The sequence below is a fragment of the Bacillus cereus group sp. BceL220 genome, assembly GCF_051776965.1.
Lineage (GTDB): Bacteria > Bacillota > Bacilli > Bacillales > Bacillaceae_G > Bacillus_A > Bacillus_A cereus.
This window is the reverse complement of sequence record NZ_JBPWBC010000002.1, coordinates 271,549-295,933: the sequence shown is the minus strand read 5'-3', so window position 1 is coordinate 295,933 and position 24,385 is coordinate 271,549. Positions and strand designations below refer to the sequence as shown.

Genomic DNA, 24,385 nt, shown 5'->3' with positions numbered 1-24,385 from the left:
AATCTATAATTTAAAGAGGTTTATATTTTCATAAAAATAAAGTGAAATTTTATAAGGATGATTCCATTGAAAAAATTTTCTATTAGTTATTTAATATGCTTATTGTTTTTTTCTATCATTGTGAATGTTTTACAGTATACAAGCGTTCCAAATTATGCGGATTCATGGGGGCCGATTTGGGTATCTATTATTATGCTTTCAATTCTTGGAAGTATTCCTGTTTTTATCGGTTGTTTAATAGGCGAATTTTGTTATAGAAAAATAAGAGGAAGTCACGAATTAAAAATCGGTATTCCTTTATTTATAGTGTTAGGTATTTCCTACAATCATTTCTTCTTTATGTTGTTTAACGACCGATATTTTCTATCCTTTAATTTAGAAGCCTTTTTGGAAACAGGCCTACCTATTACGTTATCATCTTTATTATTTTACCTTATAAGACGCCGTTAATTCTTTCATCATTACATAAAAAAATGTTATTACTCTTGTTACATCGAGTAATAACATTTTTATTTAAATCTATTTAACTAATTTGCTTCCAACTAGCATCCTTCACATCTTCACTAGTCGGTTTTCTAACTAATCCAACAAAACATTCCTCGCAAGCACCAAATGCAATAAAATTTTTCTGTGCTTGTCTTAACGAGACTTCATTCGCCCCGCCTTCATAGTCAGGATCGTTAAACTGAACCCCATCATCTTCCCAGTAACATATATTACAAATTTCATATGTATCTGGTGGTTCTTCTTCCATTGTTCTATACCCGCAGCACGGACATGTATATTTCATTCTGTTACTCCATTATTCATTTCTTTTTTCTCCCATATATTCCGACTCACAAAGAATGTCACAGCACAAATCATAGTTATCCCCATGAAAAATGTATTAGAATCTTCATATGTAGTTGGAATGCCTACCGTTACGAAAACAATACTAAAAGCTAAAAGTAGATATAATAATAAAGATATAATATAGCTGAGTTTAAATCGTAAAATGATACCTCTAAACAATAGCTCACCAAGTAGACAGCCACCTAAAATAATAGGTACTCCGAAATACAATGTAAGGACTCCCATTTGCGCAGTAGATTGAATTATCTTTCCAATTATGTTCGGCGAAACCAGCTCACTATTGTTTCCCAACCTATCATATAAATCAAGTGCTGTTGCTGAAATAAAGAAACTTAATATAGAAAATGAATACGGTATTAAAAATTTGCTCACTCTCATTCACCTCACTTTTTTTGTTTCACATATATTATTCATTACTTTCACAAAAAAAATAGCCCTCTATGCTAAAACATAGAGGGCATAATTTTTATATAAAAACCTATACCTTATCCTGAAATCCCCCCTAAACAGAACATCTAAACTATCTGTGCCCTATATTCTTTAGGGGATAGGTGGTTATTAGAAAGTAGTGCCTTCTTTTTTATAATATTCTTTTGAAATCTCTTCATAAAATGCGGCTGATGTCGCGTAGAAATACGGTGCTAACCATAAGAAACCGATTCCTATAGTAAGAATACTTAATATGAACCAGCCTAAGAAACTTAAGCATAGTAAAAAGTAATCCATTTTATGTCCATTCATCATATGACGACTCTCAGTAATCGCTTGATTCGCTGTATATTCTGGATGATCATTCAAAATAAAATATGTCATAGAATAAGAAAATGATTTAATAATACCTGGAATAATAAGAAGTAATGTCCATAGAGTCAAGTATACATACATTAGTAAATATGTTAAAAACGACTTCATCAACTTACTTCCATCGCTAAACCATCTAAATATATGACCAATGCGAGCATCAGTCCCACGAATTGCATTTAAAACAAGATAATAGGCACCTATTGTTAATGGACCAATAACAAGCATTACTATAATACTTACTGTAAGTGAATCACTTGCCTCTTCCCAACCCCAAAATATCGAGAAAATACCTGTTGTTAGCATTTCAACAGCTCCAATAAGGATTCCAATTAATAAAGTTGCCCCTACCGCTAATCCCCATCTTCCTTTTAATGCATCAAGTGCTTCTCTTTTCAACTGACTTATCATATATAACCTCCTAATACTATTTGTATTTTAGTATACCATTTATATCAAAAATTCCACATATTTTCCTAAAACAGAAGCATACTCCTTTTTGCATACGTATTGATACATGTGTGCTGTAGTTGTACTAATATATGGATTAAACGACTCTTTTCCCTATAACAAAAAAGCTTGCCCTTCATAATAGGCAAGCTTTCTCAAGTTATTTCTCACTTAACTTCTTCTTATACCAATTCTGCATTCTCTCCGCATCTTCTACTCTCGTATGCTCTATTTTATAACTAGATGATGCACTCGAAAACTTATACGTACATAAATCCGCACGGCGCTGGAAATATGATTGTGTCTTCTCCATTGATTGGACATGTCTTCTTCTAATAAGTCCTGTATATTTTCCGACGCTACGATAGACAAGTGTAATTTGTTCTCCGTTAACACTGTAACCATTTGTTTTAAATGTTGCGTATCCAAGTGTAAAGATAAGGATTGCGAGCGGAATTAATGCCCACATGATGAAGTGCTTTTCAGAGTATATACTTATTCCAAGAAGCGGGATTGCTAGCATTGCGAAGAAAATGAAACTATCAATGAGATAGCGGCGTAATGCTGCTTTTGGTAATGCAATAATGTTTGCATTCAGTTCGTATGGTAATTGTAAATGGGCGAGTAACTGTTGTACTCGATCTTTTCGAATGATTGGGTGCAGTGTAACCTTTTCTTTTTCGTCACCCATTCCTTTACTTTGAATGACTTCTACTTGCACAGCACAATAACCGAATGGTTGGCGTAAAATACTTTCTTTTATCGTAATACCTTGAATACGATGCAATTTTAGTACGAGCTCTTTTTTCTCAAGCAATCCTTGCGAAATGCGGACTTCGTCATTTCTTCGATTCACTGTGAAATCGCCATGTTTTAACGCGTAACCGATTGTAGATATAATCCAAGAAAGAACGAGTAACATGGCTACCATGAAAATCCAGCCATATATATCATGTTCCATTACATACGACTTTACGCCATTCTCTATCCATTTCGGAATGTACTCATCTACTTGGTGATAAACGAAAAAGATTAAAGAGAATAATAGTCCAAATTGACCAGATGTAACAGATGCTAATAAAATCTCTTTCCAAGTTAATTTATACTCTGTCGCTTGTTTTTCTTCTGTAACAATTTCTTTTTCTACTACATTTTCTGTTGCTTCGTCTAACGTTCCTTCTGCTTTCACTTCTGGAATTGGCTCATTTAGCAAAGTAATAAGCTCCGCCGCTTCTTCTGCCGTAATACCAGCTAAGCTAACTTCTGCTTCATCGCCCCCACCAGCTGTTTCAATCTGAATTTTTTTTAAACCGAGCATTTGATATAGTACGTTAGAACTTGTATTAATCGTTTGAACACGTTCTTTATTTAAGTAGCTCTCCTTTTTCACGAAGAGACCTTTTTTCACATGTAATACGTTATTTTCAACCCAATATGTTGTGTAATACCATTTTTCAAATGCTGAAAAAACGGTGAGTAAACCAAATGCTGCGGGAATTAAATACCAAAACGGGAATTTTCCGTTTAAGCTAAACATGAAAATAATGAGTGGTATAAAATCTGTTATTTTTAATTCTAATAACATCGTGATTGGATGCTGCCTCTTATACATCCTCATCACTCACTTTCGCTAATTCTGCGATTTTCGTTTTCAACATTTCTGCTTCATACATTGTTAAGCCTGGGATGCTATGAGAAGTTGCTGCTGTTGAAATGTGTAATTCTGCTAAGCCATATTTTCTCATAATTGGTCCTTGTTCAATCGTTACGTGCTGCACACGAATCATCGGTACTAATACGCGCTTTACGACAAAAAGACCATGCTGAATTTCAAGCTCTTCTTCATTTAGTTGGTAGCTGTAATAACGTTGACGTAGTTTCGGGAATAAGAAGTACGAAAATGGTGCGAACACAACTGTCAGCCCAATCATTACATACAAAATCCACGCCCACCAATCAAACTTTATCATGAGGAAAAGGTAAGCTAAAATGACGAGTATACCGATCCCTTCTTCCATTACAGCACGAACTTTCCACACCTTGACCATGTCAGGGTGAATTTCATTTTTCAATGGATCCATGTAACCACTCCAAATCTAGTAATCTAATATATGAATACTCTTAATCTACATTTTACATAACTTTACAGAAAATTGAAATTTAATCTTCTTTCTTCTCAGGAATAAAATATCCGAACCAAAGTAACCAAATGAAACCGATTAACTTCATCCAACTTCCATCCGCTTGAAAAACTTCAATCATACCTGGAATTTTATACACTCCAATGAATCCAAGAAAACCGAGCCACCAGTTTTTTTTCATTTTCACTTTTATTCCTCCTTCATGACGTTTTTCACATTTCGAATCCAAATTTCTTTATACTTTAAATGGAATCCCATGAGCATATAGTTGCTCATATTATCGATCACAAGCGCTAGCGTATGAGCATTTTCTTCCGTTTCATGCTGTGACACGACGCCCAGTCTCGCGCCTTTCTTCAATAAATCGTGGAAACCATGTAAGAAATCCTCTTGTATTTCAAATAAACGTTTCTGGTACTTTTCATTTCGCGATGCAGTTACGATAAATTCATTGATAACGCGTAGTATTCCTTCTTGCCCTTCATACTCAGAGAGCATATGTAAACCATCTGCGATTAGCTTTTCGGCAAAGTTTTCTTTCGTATACTGCTCTTTATCGAAGTAATTTGCAAAATGATAATCAGAAAAAATCTCTTCAAATAAAAAATCAACTAACGCTTCTTTAGAAGAAAAATGATAGTAAATAGCCGGTTTTGAAATACCTACCTCTTTCGCAATCATGGAAAGACTCATCTTCTCAATGCCGTGTTCTGCCATAAGTTTAAATGATGCCTCTACAATGTTCTGCGATGTTTGTAAATTCTTCGTCATACTGTACCTCACTTATTTTTACTTACCGGTCGGTAAGTAAATTGTAAAATAAAAAATTATCGTTTGCAAGTTTGATTCAAAACTATATATTACTTTTTCAATCTATATTATGAATCTGGATCATATTCCTTAATAATTACTACAATAATCTTTAATCCAGTTAAATCACAAAAAGCACCGTTGTGAGTGCTTCTTGTAATCTAATATTTAGGCCCCATGTAATCATAACTTTGATCTAGCGCTTTTAATAAATCAATCGCACCCTTTAACTCTCTTTTATCAGACTCTAATTCTTCCATTCTTCTTTCAATATCTTTTTTAAAAGATTCTAAATCGCTAATGGCTTTTTTCCCTACTCCAAGTTGAGACCAGCTTGATAAGAGTAAATCATGTACAGTACTTACCACTCTTTTATTATGGTTTAAATCTTGAATCATATGGTCAAATTGTTGTAAAGCTTGGCTCAATACTTCTTCATTTAAGTAAATTCTCGGCATCTTAATCTTCTCCCTTAATATTGTTGATCCGTCTTCTTATAATCATCGGCTTTCTTCTCAATAAAATCTGAAATTTCCGTTGCTGTTCGTATGTACCAAAAACTTAAATGCTCTACATGTGCACGTATATTATTTACTTTAGCTTCTACCCGTCTACTTTCAGCCGTTTCTAATAATGTCATCATATTAGAAATTAACCTCGGTACTCTATCTTGAAATTCTTGCGCGTTTCGCTTCATATCTCTTACAGCTTGTTCTAAATTCTCTACCACTACACGAATCTCTCCCCCGCCTAATAACGCGCCTGGTGAATCATAAACTCTTTCATTCGTGTCTACATTTAACAAGTATTTATTTGATAAAGACCCATTCTCTCCAAATTGGAAGTTTTGATCTGTTTGATAATGATAACCAGGGCCACTTATCGAATTTAAAAATCGAGTAACATCCATCCCAAGCTTTTGCTGTAATGATAGCTTTGACATTTCTTCTTTCGAAATTGGTGGGGTTACCGCATAAGTAGAGCCTATATGACTTTCATATGCACCAAATGGTCCATAGCCAATTGAATCATTTCCGTGAACAACACTTACAATTCTATTATTAAACTCACCATTATTTGCTCTTTCTTGTAAATCAGGCGGTAACAAATGTTTTGCACTCGGCGCATTCCATGACATACATCTTACATTATCATTAGATGCCGCTGCATACTCCGCTAAAGCTCCCCCTAACGAATGACCCGTCGTATATATCTCTACATCATCCCTGTCCTTGTATGTATCCGTTACTTGTTTCATGACCCTTTCAGCTTGTTCGAATTGATTATGTGTTTCCCAGCGCTGATTCTCTTCATTCCAATATTTCTTTGAACCTTCATTCTCAGTCCCTGCTACAGGAGGTGCTGCTGGTTCATGAACACCTTCTCGTAATACAAAATGATTAGTATCTGTTTTTAAATCCTTCATACCTTCCCCTGGCTTCATCGGAATGCCTAAAGAGTTTTTCTCTATAATTTTATCCCCTTCTGTTCCTCGGAAAGCTACCATAACTTGCTTTTTCCCATCGACATCTCGTTCAAAGGCTACTGCATCCATTCCGGTTTGTTTGTCGTGGAATGTTTCACGGACCTTCCATGTTTGTAAAGTATCATCATTCGCATTATTCACTGTAATTTCATTTCTTAACTCTTTATCTGATTTATACGCATCTTTAGCCATTCGATAAAAGCTTAAATCTAACACTTCTTGTGTATTTTTGCTATCCAAAGTATTCCCTCCTCGGGATATTTAGTATATTCTAAATTATAGAACAACATTAACGGAGGGTAAACATGAGAATTAAAATCCGAAAATTTACCTTTTTTGTCTTTTTTATCTTTGTAAGTACAATAATTGGGGGATGTAATATGCAGGAAAATAATAAAGAAAAACAAATAGTAGATAAAGCAACAGAAAAAACAATTAATTACTTTAAAGAGAAACAAAATTTAGATGTAACTATTACTGATTACAGGTTCCCTTCTAATGATCTAGAATCAGTCTTCATAACTGGGCATATCAAAGATGATGAAAGCAAGGAATTCACTGCTACAATAGATTACAATAATAATTATAATGTTGGTTCTGTTTCAACGAATTTTTCTCTAAAAAAATAATACAATATGGATAAAAAAATGAGGAAATAGCATTAAAAGAAAAAGCAAAAAAAATCGCAATCCAACATTTTAAAGAAGATAAAAAGCTAGGTGTCACAGTGACAAGAGTGGAATTCGTCCCCTCAGATTTTTGGGTGATTTTTGTATCAGGTCATGTAACAAATAATCCAAACCGTAAAATAACTGCAGATATAAATTATAAAAATAAGGTTGAAAGTATTAGTTATGATGACTGAAATTAATATGAAAATAAAGTATATTTTTGTTGGCCCTTTATATTAATTCCAATTATTTCATATGTATATAAAGGATGATATCAATATTCAATAAGCTCAACTTCTAACGTTAAAAATTTAGAAGCAATGTATCAAACTTTTGGGCACCTAACAATAAGGTGTCTATTTTTATTTTCAAAAGGAGCCCCTCAAATAATTCTTAAAAACCTAGATTGATTTGAACCTATTAAAACATTTTAAAGTTTCTCTTCTGCAACATTTGATATATCCCTAATTTAGGAACCAATGATTGGAGGAGAATTATGTTGCATAAAAGATTGTTTTTTTATTTAGTTTTCATTATTACTACCTTAGGAGGCTGTAATAATGAAAATAATACCGAGGAAGAAATCATTAATAAAGCAAAAGAAGAAACCATTCAATATTTCAAAAAAACAGAGGGCTTAGATGTAACAATTACTGATCATGAATTTGGACCAAAAGACTTTCAAACTATCTCTATATCAGGCTATGTGACTAATGATAAAACGAAAGAATTTACCGCTTCAGTTGAATACGCAAATAATTATCATATCGGCGCTATTTCAACCACCCAAAATTTAGAGCTTAAAAACTAATAATCGGGGCACTTTAGAGTGCCTTTTCTTTATGCTTCACCACACAATGTTCAGTGAATATAAAATTTATTGCAGAGGAATATAACGCACTATTAACGGAGTGATTATTCGTGAAAAAATATAGTATAAGGTTATTCATTATTTTTACACTTATCCTTTTAGGAGGATGTACTATAGATCAAAAGAATGAGGAACAACAAATTGTTAATAAAGCAAAAGAAACAACCATTCAATATTTTAAAGAAAAACATAATTTAGATGTAGTAATTACAGGGCATAGCTTTCCTCCAAATGATTTTCAAACTGTATTTATAGATGGTTATGTTAAAGATGATAAAAGTAAAGAATTCTCAGTAGATGTAGAATTTGGTAATGGGGACTATAGGGTCGGTTCTATATCTCGTTCTGAAAACTTTAAATTAAATTATTAATAATAAATCTAAAAAACTTTAATAATACTTAAGATTAATATAATATATAGAGTTTGGTTACCAAGTCTATTGAAGACACCTTAAGGTGTCTTTTTTGCGTAAAATACTTTAGCATATGAAATTTTTTCTTAACAAAATGATTAGTATCTGTTTTTAAATCCTTCATACCTTCCCCTGGTTTCATCGGAATGCCTAAAGAGTTTTTCTCTATAATTTTATTCCCTTCTGTCCCTCGGAAAGATACCATAACTTGCTTTTTCCCATTTATATCTCATTCAAAGACCACTGGGTCCATTCCGATTTATCGTGGAATGTTCCTCCCTTTTCCTATACTTGTAAACTTCGACCATCTTTATTGGTAATAACAACTTCTTCAATATATTTATCAGATTCCTACGTAGTTTCTGCTAATTGATAAAAAGTAGAATCTAAAACTTCATTTTTATTACTCAAAACATTTTTCTCCTACAACATTTGATATATTCTTATAATTAAGATAACATTTTCGGAGGATACATATGGATATTATTATTAAAAAATTTAGTTTTTGTTTATTATTTATACTTATTTTAAGTACTTTAGAGGGATGTACCATGGATCAAAAAAACAATGAAGAACAAGTAGTAAGAGAAGCAAAAGCGACAACCATTACATACTTTAAGGAAAAGCAAAATTTGGATGTAGTAATTACTGGGCATGAGTTTGGTCCTAAAGACTTACAATCCATTTATATTTCTGGACATGTCAAAGATGATAAAGACAAAACATTTAATATAACTATTAAATATAGCGGAGAGAAATACACGATAGGTTCAATTTCTAAAAGTAAAAGTTTAAAATTAAAATACTAACACTTCCCATAATTTTTATCTAAGGCATTCCTATATGCTCCCAATGATGTTCAAATAGTTTTTATAAACGGACATGTTAAAGATAACAAAAATAAGGTTTTTTCTATGGACGAAGAATATGATGTAGGAGATTAGCATATAAGCTGTATGTCTCATTCAAAAAATTTAGAGCTTAAAAACTAATAATCCGGGCACTTTAGATTGCCTTTCCTTTATGCTTCACCACACAATGTCCAGTGAATATAAAATTTATTGAAGAGGAATATAACGCACTATTAACGGAGTGATTATTCGTGAAAAAATATGCTATAAGATTATTCTTTATTTTTACACTTATCCTTTTAGGAGGTTGTACTATAGATCAAAAGAATGAGGAACAACAAATTGTTAATAAAGCAACAGAAGAAACCATTCAGTATTTCAAAGAAAAAGAGAATTTAGAAGTGACTATTACGAATCATCGATTTCCTTCTAATGATATCGAAACTATTTTTATAACTGGTCATATCAAAGATGATATAAATAAGAAATTTACTACTTCAATTGATTATAAGGATGATTATAATATCGGTTCTATCTCTACTACTAATTTCAGCCTAAAACACTGAAAAGACAATCTGAATTATACCTTCTTTTGAAGTATTAATCATTAAAACAAAAAAGCATCCTAAATCACAATTTTAGGATGCTTTCTTGTTAATCCTTATTCAGCAATCGCATACGATAACAATTCATCGTTACTTCTCCAAGTCGTTGCAGTAATTGATAGTTTGCATATGCGCCGACCGGGGCACCGATTATTGGAACGAGCTGAAGCATTTTTGCTAAATCGATATAGTCTCGGTACTCTGTTTGGAACTTTTCCCAATCCATATGGTTTTCTTCTTCTGTGTCCCACGTTTCGATTGCTTTCCATATTTCTTTTCGGTGGTCGTCACTTGAAAAGGCAAGCTGAAAGACGTGAAGGATAAAAAGGCGCTCTTCTTTGTTACTCGTATCAAATCCGTACAATGTTGCTGCATCGAATAAAAATTTAATTTTAATGCCGAGTAAAAGCGGAAAGTCAGCAAGGCCAAGGAGAATACCGCCTGCTCCCGTCCCTGCTCCTTCTGCCGCTGCTATTTTTTTGTACTCATCCATTTTTTTACGTACTTCGTCGTCTCTTCTTTGCAATGACCAGTTCGTCTCTTTTAATTTCGGCTTTATGAAGTTTGATCCGGCACTAATCGTTTGCACCATCATCCGAATCGTTTCTGTTAATACTTTTTGCACTTTCGCCGGAATAAGCTGCTGTACTTTCGTCTGCACTTTCTTTGAGAACCGTGTCATCATAGAAGAATCTTTCATGAATGTAGCTTTCCACTGCTCCAATTCTTTTATAACCTTCTCTTCGTATGTAATCATAGGTTCATTCCCTTCAATTTAAACGCTCAATACGTTTCGCCCCGTATTGATAAACGAAACCGATACTAAATATTATGCTTACGACTAATAAAATTCCCGTCATCATGAAATCTTTCGTCGCAAGGGCAAATATAACTGTAAATACAACGCTGCCAGTAAGAAGAATTGCATTTAATAAAGTAAGAAAATCTTTCTTCTTCTCTTCTCCCCCGACCGGATACAAATCAAGCCAAATCTTCATGCGATGATGCTTCCATAAAGTTAATAGCTGATAACCGATCAAGTATAGGAAAATAAGGCTTACGATAAATCGGCCATATAAAAACGGAATGAAGTAAAGAATAACTCCGCCAAGTGCAAGCAGACGCACATATAAACCGAAATAGGTACCAGATCGTAAAAACGTTCTCGTATATAAATATAAATAGGTACGCTTTTCACCAATCATCGAAAGAATGAAATCAAGCCATTTTCTACGTGCTACTCTTTCTTTTAATGCTGGTACATCAACGAACATATTCGCGATGCGGTACAGCAGCATCATCTTCTTACCTTCTTCAGAAATTAAATACTCCCAGTTTAGCGGCTTTCCATTCACCATTTGATGCAGCAGCCCAAGGTATAACACCATGAGAAGTATGATTCCGCCAATAAACATAACGGAAGTACGTTCTACAAGGAAGTATACAAATAAGCCGTTTAAAATAAAACGAATGAACCAATCTGCTCTTTGTATATTTTGATCGGTTAAAAATGACTTTTCCCACGCGACGAATAAGTTCCACGCCTTTACAATGACAAACGCGAGCACAATCCATATGTAAGCCGCTCCTGTTTGCTTCATTTGTTGGAAGTATAACGGAGCAAGCGCAGCTGCTACGATTGCGATTATGTATAACTGAATCATAAATGTAAAGAGAAATGCCTTTGTGAAATAAGGTTTTAACTTTTCTTCTACTGGCAGTAAGTAAACAAGATCTGCTTCTTTTAATAACGTTTGTATCGATCCGGCCGTTAATACGAGTCCAAGCAACACTGCCATAACGAGCGCCGCCGGAAACGAAGGTGTTAACGTTTGTAACCATTGCTGGTAATAATACGCTCCTGCGCCGATGATAAATACAAAAATAAATTTCAAATGATCATTAAATACGTATTTACTATATGTACGAACTTCTTTTAGAAAGTGACGAAATCGTTCTTTCCATAATGCTGTGCTATTCATAGTCTTCTTCCTTCGTTAATGCAATATAAATATCATCTAACGTTGCACCCGTCATATTAAACTGTGATTGTAGTTCAGCTAATGTTCCCTTCGCTCTTACTTCACCTTGATGCAGAATAATGAACGAATCACAATAACGCTCTGCCGTCGCTAAAATATGTGTGCTCATTAAAATACCGGCTCCACTCTTTTTCATTTGATCCATCATTTGAAGAAGTGATTGAATCGCTAACGGATCAAGCCCTACGAAAGGTTCGTCCACAATGTAAAGAGATGGTTCCACTAAAAATGCACTCATAATCATTACTTTTTGTTTCATCCCTTTTGAGAAATGAGACGGAAACCATTTTAAACGATTTTTCATACGAAATTCTTGTAATAGTTGTCCTACACGTTCTTCATATTGTTTTTCATCGACACCGTACGCCATCGCTGTTAGCTTCAAATGTTCTTCTAGCGTTAGCTCATCATATAATACAGGTGTTTCTGGGATGAACGAAAAACTAGAACGGTACGCTGTCATATCATCACGAATTGTTTTCCCATTAATTGTGACAGTTCCTTTTTTCGGTTCCATTAAACCGATAATATGTTTAATCGTCGTACTTTTACCAGCTCCATTTAAACCGATTAAGCCGACAAGTTCGCCTTTATTAACAGAGAACGAAACATCTTTTAATACAGGTCGTTTCGTATATCCTCCTGTAACATTTTCTACACGCAATAACTCGCTCATACGACACCACTTTCTTCATTAGTATTCATTCTATATTCATCTTACCAAAAATTATGCTGTACTACATAGTATCCATGTACTCAAAAAAAAATTTTAAATTTATTAGCATATATTTTCCCGAAAGCGGACATCATAATTAGTGAAGAAGGAACACATTGAAAAAGCAACCACCAATTGATGAGTACAACAACATAGTGAAGTCATCATGAAATGGGGTGTCCATGTTGGACAATGAAATTTACACATAACCAGATTATTTGTTTCATTTTCGAAACGGGGTGTCTCTGAAAGAGCATATACTGTTTTAAAAAATAAACAATTTCATTTTAAAAAAGATTGCAATTCATTTCACTTGAAAATGGGGTGTCTACGGCAGAAACTTTAGCCGATTTACCGTGCATTTCTTAAATAAATGAGGTGTCTGCGAAACGTAAATTACGATAATGCTTTTTCAATCCCTCTTCAGAAAACAGGAAGCTGAGTCAGCTTCCTGTTTTTCGTGTTTGTTCTCTTATGTAATTATGGTAAAATACGGCTAAGGATATTTGAAAGGATGAGATCAATGAATCATACAGCAGACAATTGTATTTTTTGTAAAATCATTGACGGGCAAATCCCTTGCTCAAAAGTATACGAAGATGAACATGTTCTTGCATTTTTAGATATTAGTCAAGTAACAAAAGGACATACTCTTGTTATTCCGAAAGTTCACAAACAAGACATTTTTGCGTTAACGCCAGAAATCGCATCACACATTTTTTCTGTCGTTCCAAAAATCGCAAATGCGATTAAAGCAGAGTTTAATCCAGTTGGCTTTAACCTACTTAACAATAATGGTGAAAAAGCTGGACAAACTGTGTTCCACTTCCACCTTCATTTAATTCCACGCTACGGTGAAAAAGATGGTTTCGGTGCTGTTTGGAAATCACACCAAAATGAATACACTATGGAAAATTTACAAAACATCGCAAGTACAATTGCAAATAGTGTGAAATAATGACACTATAAGAAGGCGTAATACATAACAAGCCACTTCCCTGAAGTCATCAAATTCCGCATGGCTTGTTTCTTCACTTAAAATGCTCAGGGATGATTTTTTTGTGCATAGCACATATAAGAAAGATATGCATATTGTTTTACATCATGAATACGAACAAAAAATAAGGAGGTCTCCTTTTATGTCAAAAGCTAAATCCTTTATTACAGGTGTTATTTGCGGGGGAGCAGTTGCTGGACTAGCCGTTCTTTTCTCAACTCCTTCTTCTGGTAAAGACATGCGCGGCAAGTTAAAAGAAAAAGGAAATGATATTAAAAAGACTTTAGCTGATATTACAGCTGATACAAAATTATTAAAGCGTCAAATTGTTGAAACTGCTTCAGAAGGTAAAGAAGTGTTTCAAGAACTAAAAGATGACATGCAAGACACGCTTTCTAACTGGAAACAAGATATTTCTCAAAACAAGCGCCATATTGAGAAAGAAATTTTGGACATCCAAAAGTCAATTGAGAAACTGCAAGAAGCTGTTCCAGAAAAAGCGTAAACAAATTCCTGCTTAGTTTTTTGCATATAACAAATATTTTTTATATAAATTGACCTTGACACGGCATATCGTATAGATATGCCGTGTTTTTATGCATTTACAATATATGTTATCAATTAACATGTAAGGACAACGCATGTATTCATGACTCATAAAACGCTTCCATAGTTATGCATGATTTGTATAGAATGTCATTTTGTTAAAAAATTTTCACAATTCTTACAAAAAGACTTTATTAATTTTTATTTTACTGGCATAATAGATAGTAATGAAAAAGAATGTTAAAGTGGGTGAGTAAATGAAAAGTGGAGAAAAAGATTACTCGGTAAAAGAAGCGATGATTTTCAGCCAACGCATTGCTCAATTATCGAAAGCGTTATGGAAATGTGTAGAGAAAGATTGGCAGCAGTGGATTAAACCTTACGATTTAAATATTAATGAACATCATATTTTAACAATCGCTTATCATTTAAAAGGGGCTTCTATTTCTGAGATTGCTAAGTTTGGAGTTATGCACGTATCAACGGCGTTTAACTTCTCGAAAAAGCTGGAAGAACGCGGCTATCTTGTATTCTCAAAAAAGGAAGATGATAAACGAAATACGTACATTGAAATTACAGACAAAGGGGAAGAATTACTACTTCGCTTAATGGAGGAGTATGATCCTGAAAATAATTCAGTGTTTAATGGGGCTCTTGCACTTCGTAATTTTTATGGGAAGTTCCCAGAAAATATCGAACTGATTGCAATCCTGCGTAATATTTACGGACAAGACTTTATCGATATTTTTGAGAAATCATTAGAAGATATTGAAGAGAACTTTACAGAATCCGATCAAAAGTTAGTTAAGAAATAATCTATTTATTTTTTCGCAATCATGCTTAAGAATTCATTCATAAGCGGCTTAAATAAACCTTGTTTTGCTAGCGCTTCCGCAGTTTCGTGTACTTCGAGCTGATGTGGAAGCGCTTTTTCAAATTGATCTAACAGCGCATCGAACAAAAGAAGCCCTTCTGCTTTCTCCACTACATATTGCTCGTTCAGTTTTTCACAAAGATTTAGTATACGTTCAATATCTTTTTTACGAGCTTTTTTCTTTATGATCAAAGAATAAAATGGACACTTCTCTTCATCAATCATTTTAAATAGTAGGTCTACATAGTATTCAGCTTGTTCTAATCTTCTAACAACGTCCATTTTCTCCCTCACTTTCTAACACAAAGTCTTCTATTTCTGAATTTTGTAACACGAACAAAATATCGTGTGATACAATATATGTATATGTATTTTAGCCAAAAGGAGGTCTCGCCTCATGACACTTATAACAGTTGTTTTTGTCGCATTCGCACTTCTTGTTATATTTTACACGAATTTCATGACACATACACTGTGTGAACGAAAACAAATAGCTGCGAGCCGCCAGCCCGGTGTCTTTCGGGTTATTAATGTATGTATAACAATTTTATTAATTTCTAGTTATATAGAAATTATATTTCATGGAAAGTGAGGAAGGAAAGCCCCTTCCTCACTTTTTTCCTCTATAAGCAAATTATACCTACAATAACCAATAAAATAAACAGTACAAGTAATAAAATAAGTTGAGAATTCATCCCCATCCCCTCCTCTATTCTGTATATGCGGCATACGCCCAATATGGCACACTTTCAAAATCTGACACGTACTGGTTAATTTTTCTTTATCAATATGAAAACGCGTCGAAATATGATATATTAAATTTTGTACATATTGCTTATACTATAGAACAAAACATTCATCAAAACTTTATCCTCAGCCACGGTAAGCCCTGTTAAGCGCGCTTTACCAATACAAAAAAGCAAAAGTATCAGTGAGACTTAATCGGGCTCTTATGAATTTAAAATTCATCGGTGTAGGATAAATTAAAAATACATAATAGTAGGAGTGTTTATCGAATGAAGAAAGCTATGCTTGCCTTAGCCGCAACAAGTGTAATCGCATTATCAGCATGTGGAACATCATCATCAGACAAAATCGTTACATCTAAAGCTGGTGACATTACAAAAGAAGAATTCTACGATCAAATGAAGACACAAGCTGGTAAACAAGTACTAAACAACATGGTTATGGAAAAAGTACTTATTAAAAACTACAAAGTTGAAGACAAAGATGTAGACAAAAAGTTCGATGAAATGAAAAAACAATACGGTGATCAATTCGATACCCTAATGAAACAACAAGGTATTAAAGAAGAAACTATAAAAAATAGTGTACGTGCTCAATTAGCTCAAGAAAAAGCGGTTGAACAATCGATTACTGATAAAGATGTAAAAGCAAAATTCGAGGATTATAAAAAGGAAATTAAAGCAAGTCATATCCTTGTAAAAGATGAAGAAACTGCTAAAAAAGTGAAAGATGAACTTGCTCAAGGTAAATCTTTCGAAGAATTAGCAAAACAATACTCTGAAGATACAGGTTCAAAAGAAAAAGGTGGCGACTTAGGATTCTTCGGACCAGGGAAAATGGTAAAAGAATTTGAAGAAGCAGCTCAAAAGTTGAAAAAAGGTGAAGTAAGCGAACCTGTAAAAACACAATTTGGTTACCATATTATTAAAGTAACTGATAATCACGCAGATGCTACTTTCGATAAAGCAAAAGCTGATATTAAAAAATCACTAGCTCAAGAAAAAACGCAAGATGCTCAATTCATGAACGATCTTATGATGAAAGAAATCAAAAAAGCTGACGTAAAAGTTGACGATAAAGATTTAAAAGATCTTTTCAAAGAGCAAAAAGCTGACGAGAAAAAAGCTGACGAGAAAAAAGACGAAAAGAAATAATGAAAAGCTCGGGCTAAGCCCGAGCTTTTTTTATACCCTCTTCTCCCGATAGTTATATCCAGATTCGGTAAATGAAATTATATCGGCGATTTTCAAAATATATCGACTTACCGACAAAAAACGCCAACAAGTGTGACTCCCTCTTAAAAACACAAAAAAACCTTGATCCACGCTACACGGAACCAAGGTTTATCTTATTATCATTGATTAAATGAAAAAACTATGTTAAATTAGAACAGAAACACGTTTTATAAAACAAAAGGAACGTATTTATCCGTATCTTAATTGTACACCAAAACACATCTTCAGTCAACCTCTATTTTTCACTTTTAAAGGAGTGCTACCGTATGAACAAAAAACTTGATCAAGAGCAACAACGATTGGATACCGTAATCGAAACGATTACTCAGCAAATTGATAAACTGGAAAACGAAACTGGCAGACGCCGGGCAGAAGTAATCAATATTCGTAAACACTTTTGGGATGATGTGAAAGTGAACACGGATACTTTTGATGATTATCTTGAAACAGTTATCAACTTAAGACAACAAGCTCAGTCACTAGCTGTCACACAAATTACCCATAAGCACACCTTTAATCGACTTGCCGCATTAAGACGCATGCATAAAGCACCTTATTTTGGACGAATTGATTTCAAAGAAGAAGGAGAATCTGCTGCGGATCAAATTTATATCGGTGTTGCTACACTTACGGATGCTAGCGGAGAAAACTTTCTTATATATGACTGGCGCGCACCTATTTCGAGTGTATACTACGATTATCCACCAGGACCAGCTGAATACAGTACACCAGGAGGCGTAATTCGCGGTAATGTGGAGAAAAAATTACAATACATTATTCAAAATGGCGAGATTGATTCTATGTTCGATACGAGCCTTACAATTGGCGATGAAATCTTGCAACAAGCACTCGGAAAAGGTACGAACAAACATATGCAAAGTATCGTCGCTACGATTCAGCGTGAGCAAAATGAAATTATCCGTCACGATGAAGGCCGCCTCCTTATCGTTCAAGGAGCTGCTGGTAGTGGTAAAACATCTGCTGCCCTTCAGCGAATCGCCTACTTACTATATAAATATCGCGAATGGCTAAAAGCGGATCAAATTATTCTCTTCTCCCCTAACTCTATGTTCAATAGCTACGTTTCTAACGTACTACCTGAACTTGGTGAAGAAAATATGCAGCAAGTTACATTCCAAGAGTATTTAAATCATAGACTAAGTAAGTCATTTGATGTTGAAGACCCTTATGAGCAATTGGAATATATGTTAACTGAAACGAATAGCCCTACCTATAAAACGAGAAATGCGGGCATCCGATTTAAAGCATCCACTCAATTTTTCGAGATGATTAGAGCGTACAGACAATCTCTTGAATCTTCAGGCATGCTATTTAGAGGAATGAAATTTAGAGGAAAACTGATTGTCTCTGCAAAAGAAATTACAGAGCAATTTTATAATACTGACTCCTCCCTCCGCTTCCATAGTCGAATTGAAAAGTTAACGGATTGGCTAAATAAACAAATAGATACACTCGAAAAATCAGAACTGAAAAAGCCTTGGGTAGAAGAAGAAATTGAATTACTTAGTAAAGATGAATACCAAAAGGCTTATAAATATTTACAGAAAAAAGGCGAGTTTGACGACAACTCCTTTCAAGACTTTGAGAAAGAAACAAGAGTACTTGGGCGTATGATTGTCCGTAAAAAAATGAAGCCACTTCGTAAAGGCGTTCAAACATTGCGTTTCATCAATTTCACAAGCATATATAAACAGCTCTTCACAGATGCATCATGGGTTACTGGGGAAAAACCGAAAGAGTGGGATGACATTTGCTCATTAACAGTGAACATGCTTGATGAAGGAAAGCTATATTACGAGGATGCGACTCCATTTTTACTTTTAAAAGAATTAATTGAAGGCTTCCAAACGAACAGATCGATTAAACACGTACTCGTAGATGAAGCGCAAGATTATTCTCCGTTTCAGTTCGAGTTCTTAAAACGTCTCTTCCCTGCTGCAAGAATGACTGTACTCGGAGACTTTAACCAAGCGATATTTGCCCATGCGAGTGAAGCAGTGAATTTCAATACACTTACTAGCTTATACGGACCTGATGAAACGAACGGTATCAACTTAACTCGTAGCTACCGCTCAACAAAACCAATTATTGAATTTACACGTGCTCTCGTACCGGAAGGAAAGAACATTCACGCCTTTGAACGTGACGGCGCGAAACCTACAGTGACGAAAGTATCAAATGAAAGCGAACTGCACGAACATATTACTGCCAAAGTTGCTGAACTACAAAAAGAGCAGCACAATACGATCGCAATTATATGTAAATCTGCAGCTGAAAGCGCCGCGGCTTACGAAGCACTTAATCATATCGAGAATATTAAACTCGTGAAGAGTAACTCTGCCGAGTATGAGCAAGGCATCGTCGTGATCCCTGCTTATTTAGCGAAGGGTATTGAATTTGACGCTGTTATTATTTACGATGCTTCTAAAGATGTGTACAGTGATGAGAGCGTTCGTAGATTGTTCTACACCGCTTGTACGCGCGCAATGCATGAGTTGCAACTTTATAGTGTTGGCGAGGTTAGTCCTTTTGTGCTTGGGGCTGATTCGGATAGTTTTGAACTTATAACGAGAACACCTTGATCATTATCAAGGTGTTCTCTTCATTCTAAATGGCATATCTTTACGTCGATATACACTTAACACAATCCCCATTAAAAGCGCATGAAATACAGTCGGTGTTAATCCATAACTAATAAAAGGTAATGATATAGCAGCAATCGGCAATAAGCCTAAAATCATGCCCACGTTATAAATAAACTGGACTACAAAAAGAGTCATTCCTCCAATGAGAAGCAATTTACCATATCGGTCATTTATTTTATAAGATATGATTACTAATCTTGCTACAAAAAGAGAAAGAACAGAAACCAGAATTAGCGCAAGCACATACCCATAATAGTAAGTCAAACTTGCAAATACAAAATCAGTATCCGCAGCAGGGATGAATTTTGTATCTCCAGATGTACCAAACCAACCAGCCGATGACATTACCTCTTTTAAACGTATATACATAAATCCTGCACCACCTGCATCACTCTCCGGATTTAAATACCCTAAAATTCTATCTAAGTGGTATCCTGAAGACCAGGATACCGATGCCCTGATAATAAATAAACAAATGGGTACAATCGTAATAATCAACGCCGTTTTCTTTCCTAACTTACTCCACCAAAGCATAACGAATACCATTGTCATATAAACAAAAATTGACGAAAGGGTTGATACAATCAAAAATAAATACAAAGAAAATAAATATAAAACCACAAGATGTATAACCTTTAACCTACTATTATTGAAAAAAGAAGCCCACGCTAGAAAAAAGAACGGTACTGCTATTAAACAATCAATTTCAATGGGACCAATTTTTATTAACGGTTCTCCAGTCAACGAAGCGTTCGGAAAACAGTATAGCATTAACAGAATAAGTACTCCGATTGTGTAAAACAACCCTCCCCTTCTCTCTAATTTCCGATAATCAATCAGCATCATCCCAAAAGCTGTTACAACACCGAGAATAACAAATATCACCTTATTCATTATTACACCATTCGTATATCCAAAAGCTAAAACTGGTAAAAACCCTAGCCCCATCGCAGCCACTAATAAACCAATTAAGAACCAATCAACCTTTGGCTTATGTAGTTTATTAAGTTCCTGGCCAAGCTTAATTGGACTTCCCATTTGTTCAACAGCCTTATCTTCAGCAACTTCCTCACTTAAGCCTTTCTCTATCCACATATTCTTCGTCTGTTTCAAGTGAAAATCTAGTTCCGTTGCTACTAAGTCCTTCGCTTCTTTCGATTTAATATGGTTCGTAACTTCTTTTAAAAAACGCTCCCCTTTTTCATTCAACTTTGCCTCACTCCTGTACTAATCCTTTTAATATAAATCGTGCCTTCGTAGCATTCTTCTCTGCCTTTCGCAGCATCTTGTTTCCTTTATCATTTAATTGATAATATTTAGCTCCTGCGTGATCCCAGCTAGATTGGATAAAGCGATTCTGTTCTAAACGATGTAATAAAGTGTATAGAGACCCTTCATCACCTTCGAATTTTTGAATCCCTCTCCCTCTTAGCAACTGCATCAATTCATAACCTGATTTTTCATTCATAAGAAGTTGTAACACTGCTAAAAGGATATCTTCTTCCCTTTCGGACGATTGCTTAATTTTTTCGCGCACCTGCTTCTGGTGTTGATCAGAAAAACTCAAATGTTTAAACGTTGTGTTCTCCATTGATTTTCGCAAGCCTTTTAATCGATCTTCCATTTGATTATTCCTCCAATCCTTCCTTCAAAAGTTCCTTCGCTTTTTTCAGTCTCGTTTTTATCGTATTTTCCTTTACGTCTATTACCATAGCAACCTCTTTAATTGATAATTCCTCATAATAAAATAGATAAATCACTTCTCGATATTTTATCGGTAAATTCATTACTGCAGAAGCCAGTTCACGATCCTCCGCATTTTGAATGACAGTTTGTTCGACACTATCATTTTGAATCCCAATATACGCAAATTCATCCTCTGTAACGATTACCTTTTTGTTATACCAACTTTTTATATAGTCCTTACATTGATTAATCGCAATTCTCCATAACCACGTTTTCACATTCGATTTCCCTTTGTATGTATGAAGAGATTTATAACATTTCACAAATATATCTTGCGTTAAATCCTCCGCAACCTCTTTATTATTCACATATGAATACACAAGCTGTAGGACTTCTTGTCCATACTTGTTCATTATTTCGTCGATAAGGTCCTCCTTATCCTCTATTTCAAACGCTTCTATCGTTAATTCATCCACATCATTTCCTCCTTCCCATATATTAGACGACGCACTGTATGGAAAAGTTTTATAAATACATAAAAAAATACGGATGGTAATGTCCATACCGTTTTTTTATGTATATTTATTTACTTCTTGTCCCCTGACACTAATGTTCTGCTTAAAAACAGGAATTTTCATCCATATATCTTGTTCCCTATTTTAAAACATAATACAATTGAAATGTAACTTAATAAGCTATAACTAGTAGGTGTGGCAATCATCTCTTCCATTTTGAAAAAAAGGAGGAGGTGATAATATGATCGCGATGTTTGTAATTAAATTAGTGTATGGTATCCTAACCGGAGCTGGCGTTGTCATCGGTAGAAGATACGTCGGTCCATGGCTAATTTCTGTATACAAAAAAGCGAGAACCACCCTGCTTCGTGGAAAAGGTAAGGGCGGTTCTCGGCTAAAACGTTAATGTAATTGTCTTATAACCGCACCTACTACCACCACAATAGCAAGTTAGGTTACACAAGGCAGAAGTTTCTCAGGCTTCTGTCTTCTTTATTTTATGCAAAATTCATACTAAATACTCTATCATCATTGTAACACATTCTATTTATTTTTAGTCAAGATAAAAAACACCTGAAGGGGTTCCCTTCAGGTGTTTCTCTATTTTACGCTAACGCAGCTGCCTGTTCTTGTTGATCTACAGGAATTACAGCGTCTGTTAATGCTTTTTCTAGTTCAGCTGTATATTTCATTTGTTCTTCTTTGCTCCAGCCTAGTTTCGCAGCCATGTAGTTGATTACTGCTTCTTTCCACTCGTATACCCAGTGGATGTTGAAGAATACAGCGCCTCTGCGGCGTACGAAGAAGTCAACTGGTTTTGCTGTCATTTCGTAATCCATTGCGTATACAAGCGGGATTAGAACGTCTAGTGGCATGTTGTATTCTTTCGCTTCTTCTTTATGTTTTTTCGCTAAGTCGAACAGTACATCAACGTTAGAGCCGTAGAATTTCGCGAACTCTTCTGCTTGTACTTTCGTTAAACCAGATTTTGTACCTTCGTCTGCTTTTTTCGCAACAAATGCTGGGAATCCGTGTGAACCATCTACATGTCCACCAGAGATTGGCATATGTTTCGTATCGCTCTTCGGATATGCGCTATGACCTTCTTTTTGTAATAAGTTCGTTACGTAATCTACTACCATTTCAGCCATTTTACGGTATCCTGTTAATTTACCACCTGCGATTGTAATTAAACCAGATTCAGAAGTCCAAATTTCATCTTTACGAGAAATTTCAGATGCATTCTTACCTTCTTCATAAATTAACGGACGTACACCAGCCCAGCTTGATTCAATGTCTTTCTCTGTAATTTTCACGCTTGGGAACATGTAGTTAATCGCATTAATGATGTATGTGCGATCTTCTGTTGTCATTTGTGGTACAGCTGCGTCTTTATCATAGAACGTATCTGTTGTACCTACGTATGTTTTTCCTCCGCGAGGAATCGCGAACACCATACGTTTATCTGGTGTATCGAAGTAAATTGCTTGCCCGAGTGGGAAACGTTTTTGATCAATTACTAAGTGAACACCTTTTGATAACTGAAGTACTTTTCCTTTTTTCGAGTTATCTTTTTCACGAAGTGTATCTACCCAAGGACCAGCTGCGTTTACAATTTTCTTACCGTAAACTTCATATACTTCACCGTCTAGTAAATCGATTACACGTACACCGCATACTTTTCCATCTTTATATAAGAAACTGTCTACTTTTGCGTAGTTAACAGCTTTCGCACCATGCTCAATTGCTTCTTTCATTACTTCAATTGTAAGACGCGCATCGTCTGTACGATATTCTACGTAGTAACCGCCGCCTTTTAATCCTTCTTTTTTTACAAGAGGCTCTTTGTTTAGCGTTTCTTCACGGTTAAACATCTTTCTGCGCTCGCTTCGTTTTACACCTGCTAAGAAGTCGTATACACGAAGACCAATTGATGTACTAAATGATCCGAACGTACCGCCTGTATGGAACGGAAGTAACATCCACTCTGGTGTTGTTACATGGGGACCGTTCTCATATACGATCGCACGCTCTTTACCCACCTCTGCTACCATTTTCACTTCAAGTTGTTTTAAATAACGTAGACCACCGTGTACAAGCTTCGTTGAACGACTTGATGTACCTGCTGCAAAGTCCTGCATTTCAAACACAATTGTTGATAACCCGCGTGTTGCTCCATCTAATGCAATACCAGAACCAGTAATACCTCCACCAATTACGATCACATCTAACTCTTGTTTATTTACTCCGTTTAATACGTCTTTACGTTGTTTACTTGAAAATTTCATGGTAATTCCTCCCTTTGATAACGAAAAAAGAGACCACAAACTCCGCTATAGATTTCGCCTCTATAGCGCGTTGTGGTCTCTCCAAATCTCCTACCGAATTATTAACTTGTCACCATTATAACA

At 35.0% G+C, this 24,385-nt stretch carries 30 protein-coding genes and 1 pseudogene; 13 read left to right on the top strand and 18 right to left on the bottom strand.

Annotation, left to right across the window (positions count from 1 at the left end):
* Positions 1 to 66 precede the first annotated feature (66 nt).
* On the top strand, positions 67 to 450 hold the full coding sequence (locus ACS2FK_RS06420) for a hypothetical protein (RefSeq protein ID WP_063546734.1): 384 nt from the start codon (positions 67 to 69) through the stop codon (positions 448 to 450).
* Between the two features lie 73 nt (positions 451 to 523).
* Here ACS2FK_RS06420 and ACS2FK_RS06415 read toward each other — a convergent pair whose 3' ends face one another.
* The 9 genes from ACS2FK_RS06415 to ACS2FK_RS06375 all read right to left on the bottom strand — a co-directional run bounded on the left by ACS2FK_RS06415 (position 524) and on the right by ACS2FK_RS06375 (position 6,732).
* Positions 524 to 790 (bottom strand): CPCC family cysteine-rich protein, encoded by a 267-nt coding sequence (locus ACS2FK_RS06415; RefSeq protein ID WP_023521374.1) that lies wholly within the window; start codon positions 788 to 790, stop codon positions 524 to 526.
* The gene (locus ACS2FK_RS06410) at positions 787 to 1,230 is read right to left on the bottom strand and encodes a hypothetical protein (protein ID WP_080469748.1); all 444 of its coding nucleotides are present in this window, start codon (positions 1,228 to 1,230) and stop codon (positions 787 to 789) included. The genes ACS2FK_RS06415 and ACS2FK_RS06410 overlap by 4 nt, the downstream gene beginning before the upstream one ends.
* 180 nt (positions 1,231 to 1,410) lie before the next feature.
* On the bottom strand, positions 1,411 to 2,064 hold the full coding sequence (locus ACS2FK_RS06405) for a DUF975 family protein (protein ID WP_000625399.1): 654 nt from the start codon (positions 2,062 to 2,064) through the stop codon (positions 1,411 to 1,413).
* A 199-nt stretch (positions 2,065 to 2,263) separates the two neighbouring features.
* A complete protein-coding gene (locus ACS2FK_RS06400) occupies positions 2,264 to 3,715 on the bottom strand; it encodes a PH domain-containing protein (RefSeq protein WP_063546730.1) in 1,452 nt (483 codons plus the stop codon).
* A complete protein-coding gene (locus ACS2FK_RS06395; protein ID WP_063546728.1) occupies positions 3,708 to 4,184 on the bottom strand; it encodes a PH domain-containing protein in 477 nt (158 codons plus the stop codon). Before ACS2FK_RS06395 ends, ACS2FK_RS06400 begins: the two co-directional genes overlap by 8 nt.
* A gap of 79 nt (positions 4,185 to 4,263) precedes the next feature.
* The gene (locus ACS2FK_RS06390) at positions 4,264 to 4,431 is read right to left on the bottom strand and encodes a hypothetical protein (protein ID WP_063546726.1); all 168 of its coding nucleotides are present in this window, start codon (positions 4,429 to 4,431) and stop codon (positions 4,264 to 4,266) included.
* Positions 4,432 to 4,433: 2 nt separating this feature from the next.
* Positions 4,434 to 5,015, bottom strand: coding sequence for a TetR/AcrR family transcriptional regulator (locus ACS2FK_RS06385; protein WP_016082590.1), 582 nt, complete (start codon positions 5,013 to 5,015; stop codon positions 4,434 to 4,436).
* 200 nt (positions 5,016 to 5,215) lie between these two features.
* Positions 5,216 to 5,512, bottom strand: coding sequence for a hypothetical protein (locus tag ACS2FK_RS06380; protein ID WP_063546724.1), 297 nt, complete (start codon positions 5,510 to 5,512; stop codon positions 5,216 to 5,218).
* Positions 5,513 to 5,526: 14 nt separating this feature from the next.
* The gene (locus tag ACS2FK_RS06375; RefSeq protein ID WP_404221751.1) at positions 5,527 to 6,732 is read right to left on the bottom strand and encodes a lipase family protein; all 1,206 of its coding nucleotides are present in this window, start codon (positions 6,730 to 6,732) and stop codon (positions 5,527 to 5,529) included.
* 113 nt (positions 6,733 to 6,845) lie between these two features.
* Between ACS2FK_RS06375 and ACS2FK_RS06370 the strand changes: the two genes are divergently transcribed.
* The 3 genes from ACS2FK_RS06370 (at position 6,846) to ACS2FK_RS06360 (ending at position 8,453) form a co-directional block, all read left to right on the top strand.
* Positions 6,846 to 7,169, top strand: a complete 324-nt coding sequence (locus ACS2FK_RS06370; protein WP_001220548.1) for a hypothetical protein — start codon at positions 6,846 to 6,848, stop codon at positions 7,167 to 7,169.
* A 538-nt stretch (positions 7,170 to 7,707) separates the two neighbouring features.
* Positions 7,708 to 8,022: a DUF1433 domain-containing protein gene (locus ACS2FK_RS06365; protein WP_000902681.1), complete on the top strand. Its 315-nt coding sequence runs from the start codon at positions 7,708 to 7,710 to the stop codon at positions 8,020 to 8,022.
* Positions 8,023 to 8,132: 110 nt separating this feature from the next.
* Positions 8,133 to 8,453 carry a hypothetical protein gene (locus ACS2FK_RS06360; RefSeq protein ID WP_063546720.1) on the top strand — a complete coding sequence of 107 codons (321 nt, stop codon included), beginning with the start codon at positions 8,133 to 8,135 and terminating at the stop codon, positions 8,451 to 8,453.
* A 121-nt stretch (positions 8,454 to 8,574) separates the two neighbouring features.
* On the opposite strand, the pseudogene ACS2FK_RS06355 reads toward ACS2FK_RS06360, so the two are convergent.
* Positions 8,575 to 8,771 (bottom strand): annotated as a pseudogene (locus ACS2FK_RS06355) (lipase family protein); the annotation flags it as partial.
* A 200-nt stretch (positions 8,772 to 8,971) separates the two neighbouring features.
* On the opposite strand from ACS2FK_RS06355, the gene ACS2FK_RS06350 reads away from it, so the two are divergent.
* Together ACS2FK_RS06350 and ACS2FK_RS06345 are read left to right on the top strand one after the other, a co-directional pair.
* Positions 8,972 to 9,304, top strand: a complete 333-nt coding sequence (locus tag ACS2FK_RS06350) for a hypothetical protein (protein ID WP_043924631.1) — start codon at positions 8,972 to 8,974, stop codon at positions 9,302 to 9,304.
* Between the two features lie 293 nt (positions 9,305 to 9,597).
* Positions 9,598 to 9,912, top strand: a complete 315-nt coding sequence (locus tag ACS2FK_RS06345; protein WP_063546716.1) for a hypothetical protein — start codon at positions 9,598 to 9,600, stop codon at positions 9,910 to 9,912.
* An 88-nt stretch (positions 9,913 to 10,000) separates the two neighbouring features.
* On the opposite strand, the gene ecsC is transcribed toward ACS2FK_RS06345, so the two are convergent.
* From ecsC to ecsA, 3 genes are read right to left on the bottom strand one after another with little or no spacing between them, the layout of a single operon-like run.
* Positions 10,001 to 10,708, bottom strand: a complete 708-nt coding sequence (gene ecsC, locus ACS2FK_RS06340; protein WP_044792652.1) for an ecs operon protein EcsC — start codon at positions 10,706 to 10,708, stop codon at positions 10,001 to 10,003.
* A gap of 13 nt (positions 10,709 to 10,721) precedes the next feature.
* Positions 10,722 to 11,933, bottom strand: a complete 1,212-nt coding sequence (gene ecsB, locus ACS2FK_RS06335; RefSeq protein ID WP_063546714.1) for an ABC transporter permease EcsB — start codon at positions 11,931 to 11,933, stop codon at positions 10,722 to 10,724.
* Complete coding sequence (gene ecsA, locus ACS2FK_RS06330) at positions 11,926 to 12,669, bottom strand: ABC transporter ATP-binding protein EcsA (protein WP_063546712.1); 744 nt, start codon at positions 12,667 to 12,669, stop codon at positions 11,926 to 11,928. The genes ecsB and ecsA overlap by 8 nt, the downstream gene beginning before the upstream one ends.
* A gap of 562 nt (positions 12,670 to 13,231) precedes the next feature.
* Here ecsA and ACS2FK_RS06325 point away from each other — a divergent pair.
* From ACS2FK_RS06325 to ACS2FK_RS06315, 3 genes are all read left to right on the top strand, one after another.
* Positions 13,232 to 13,666, top strand: a complete 435-nt coding sequence (locus tag ACS2FK_RS06325) for an HIT family protein (protein ID WP_001016835.1) — start codon at positions 13,232 to 13,234, stop codon at positions 13,664 to 13,666.
* 181 nt (positions 13,667 to 13,847) lie between these two features.
* The gene (locus tag ACS2FK_RS06320; RefSeq protein ID WP_000030302.1) at positions 13,848 to 14,210 is read left to right on the top strand and encodes a YtxH domain-containing protein; all 363 of its coding nucleotides are present in this window, start codon (positions 13,848 to 13,850) and stop codon (positions 14,208 to 14,210) included.
* Between the two features lie 298 nt (positions 14,211 to 14,508).
* Positions 14,509 to 15,066: an HTH-type transcriptional regulator Hpr gene (locus ACS2FK_RS06315; RefSeq protein ID WP_000834924.1), complete on the top strand. Its 558-nt coding sequence runs from the start codon at positions 14,509 to 14,511 to the stop codon at positions 15,064 to 15,066.
* 5 nt (positions 15,067 to 15,071) lie between these two features.
* On the opposite strand, the gene ACS2FK_RS06310 is transcribed toward ACS2FK_RS06315, so the two are convergent.
* The gene (locus ACS2FK_RS06310) at positions 15,072 to 15,407 is read right to left on the bottom strand and encodes a DUF1878 family protein (RefSeq protein WP_000383655.1); all 336 of its coding nucleotides are present in this window, start codon (positions 15,405 to 15,407) and stop codon (positions 15,072 to 15,074) included.
* A 115-nt stretch (positions 15,408 to 15,522) separates the two neighbouring features.
* On the opposite strand from ACS2FK_RS06310, the gene ACS2FK_RS06305 reads away from it, so the two are divergent.
* The 3 genes from ACS2FK_RS06305 (at position 15,523) to helD (ending at position 19,710) form a co-directional block, all read left to right on the top strand.
* A complete protein-coding gene (locus ACS2FK_RS06305) occupies positions 15,523 to 15,717 on the top strand; it encodes a hypothetical protein (RefSeq protein ID WP_000172690.1) in 195 nt (64 codons plus the stop codon).
* A gap of 424 nt (positions 15,718 to 16,141) precedes the next feature.
* Complete coding sequence (gene prsA, locus ACS2FK_RS06300) at positions 16,142 to 17,026, top strand: peptidylprolyl isomerase PrsA (RefSeq protein ID WP_063546710.1); 885 nt, start codon at positions 16,142 to 16,144, stop codon at positions 17,024 to 17,026.
* Positions 17,027 to 17,373: 347 nt separating this feature from the next.
* Positions 17,374 to 19,710, top strand: coding sequence for an RNA polymerase recycling motor HelD (helD, locus tag ACS2FK_RS06295; RefSeq protein ID WP_063546708.1), 2,337 nt, complete (start codon positions 17,374 to 17,376; stop codon positions 19,708 to 19,710).
* Positions 19,711 to 19,716: 6 nt separating this feature from the next.
* Here helD and ACS2FK_RS06290 read toward each other — a convergent pair whose 3' ends face one another.
* The 3 genes from ACS2FK_RS06290 to ACS2FK_RS06280 are packed head-to-tail and all read right to left on the bottom strand — an operon-like array spanning position 19,717 to position 21,935.
* Positions 19,717 to 20,982 (bottom strand): FtsW/RodA/SpoVE family cell cycle protein, encoded by a 1,266-nt coding sequence (locus ACS2FK_RS06290; protein ID WP_063546706.1) that lies wholly within the window; start codon positions 20,980 to 20,982, stop codon positions 19,717 to 19,719.
* Positions 20,983 to 20,989: 7 nt separating this feature from the next.
* Entirely contained in the window at positions 20,990 to 21,397 is a 408-nt protein-coding gene (locus tag ACS2FK_RS06285; RefSeq protein ID WP_063546704.1) for a PadR family transcriptional regulator, read from the bottom strand.
* Between the two features lie 4 nt (positions 21,398 to 21,401).
* Entirely contained in the window at positions 21,402 to 21,935 is a 534-nt protein-coding gene (locus tag ACS2FK_RS06280) for a sigma-70 family RNA polymerase sigma factor (protein WP_063546702.1), read from the bottom strand.
* 280 nt (positions 21,936 to 22,215) lie between these two features.
* On the opposite strand from ACS2FK_RS06280, the gene ACS2FK_RS06275 reads away from it, so the two are divergent.
* Entirely contained in the window at positions 22,216 to 22,380 is a 165-nt protein-coding gene (locus tag ACS2FK_RS06275) for a hypothetical protein (protein WP_000561154.1), read from the top strand.
* Positions 22,381 to 22,579: 199 nt separating this feature from the next.
* Here the strand turns inward: ACS2FK_RS06275 and glpD are convergent, their stop codons facing one another.
* Entirely contained in the window at positions 22,580 to 24,262 is a 1,683-nt protein-coding gene (glpD, locus tag ACS2FK_RS06270; protein WP_029442064.1) for an aerobic glycerol-3-phosphate dehydrogenase, read from the bottom strand.
* Between the last annotated feature and the right edge of the window lie 123 nt (positions 24,263 to 24,385).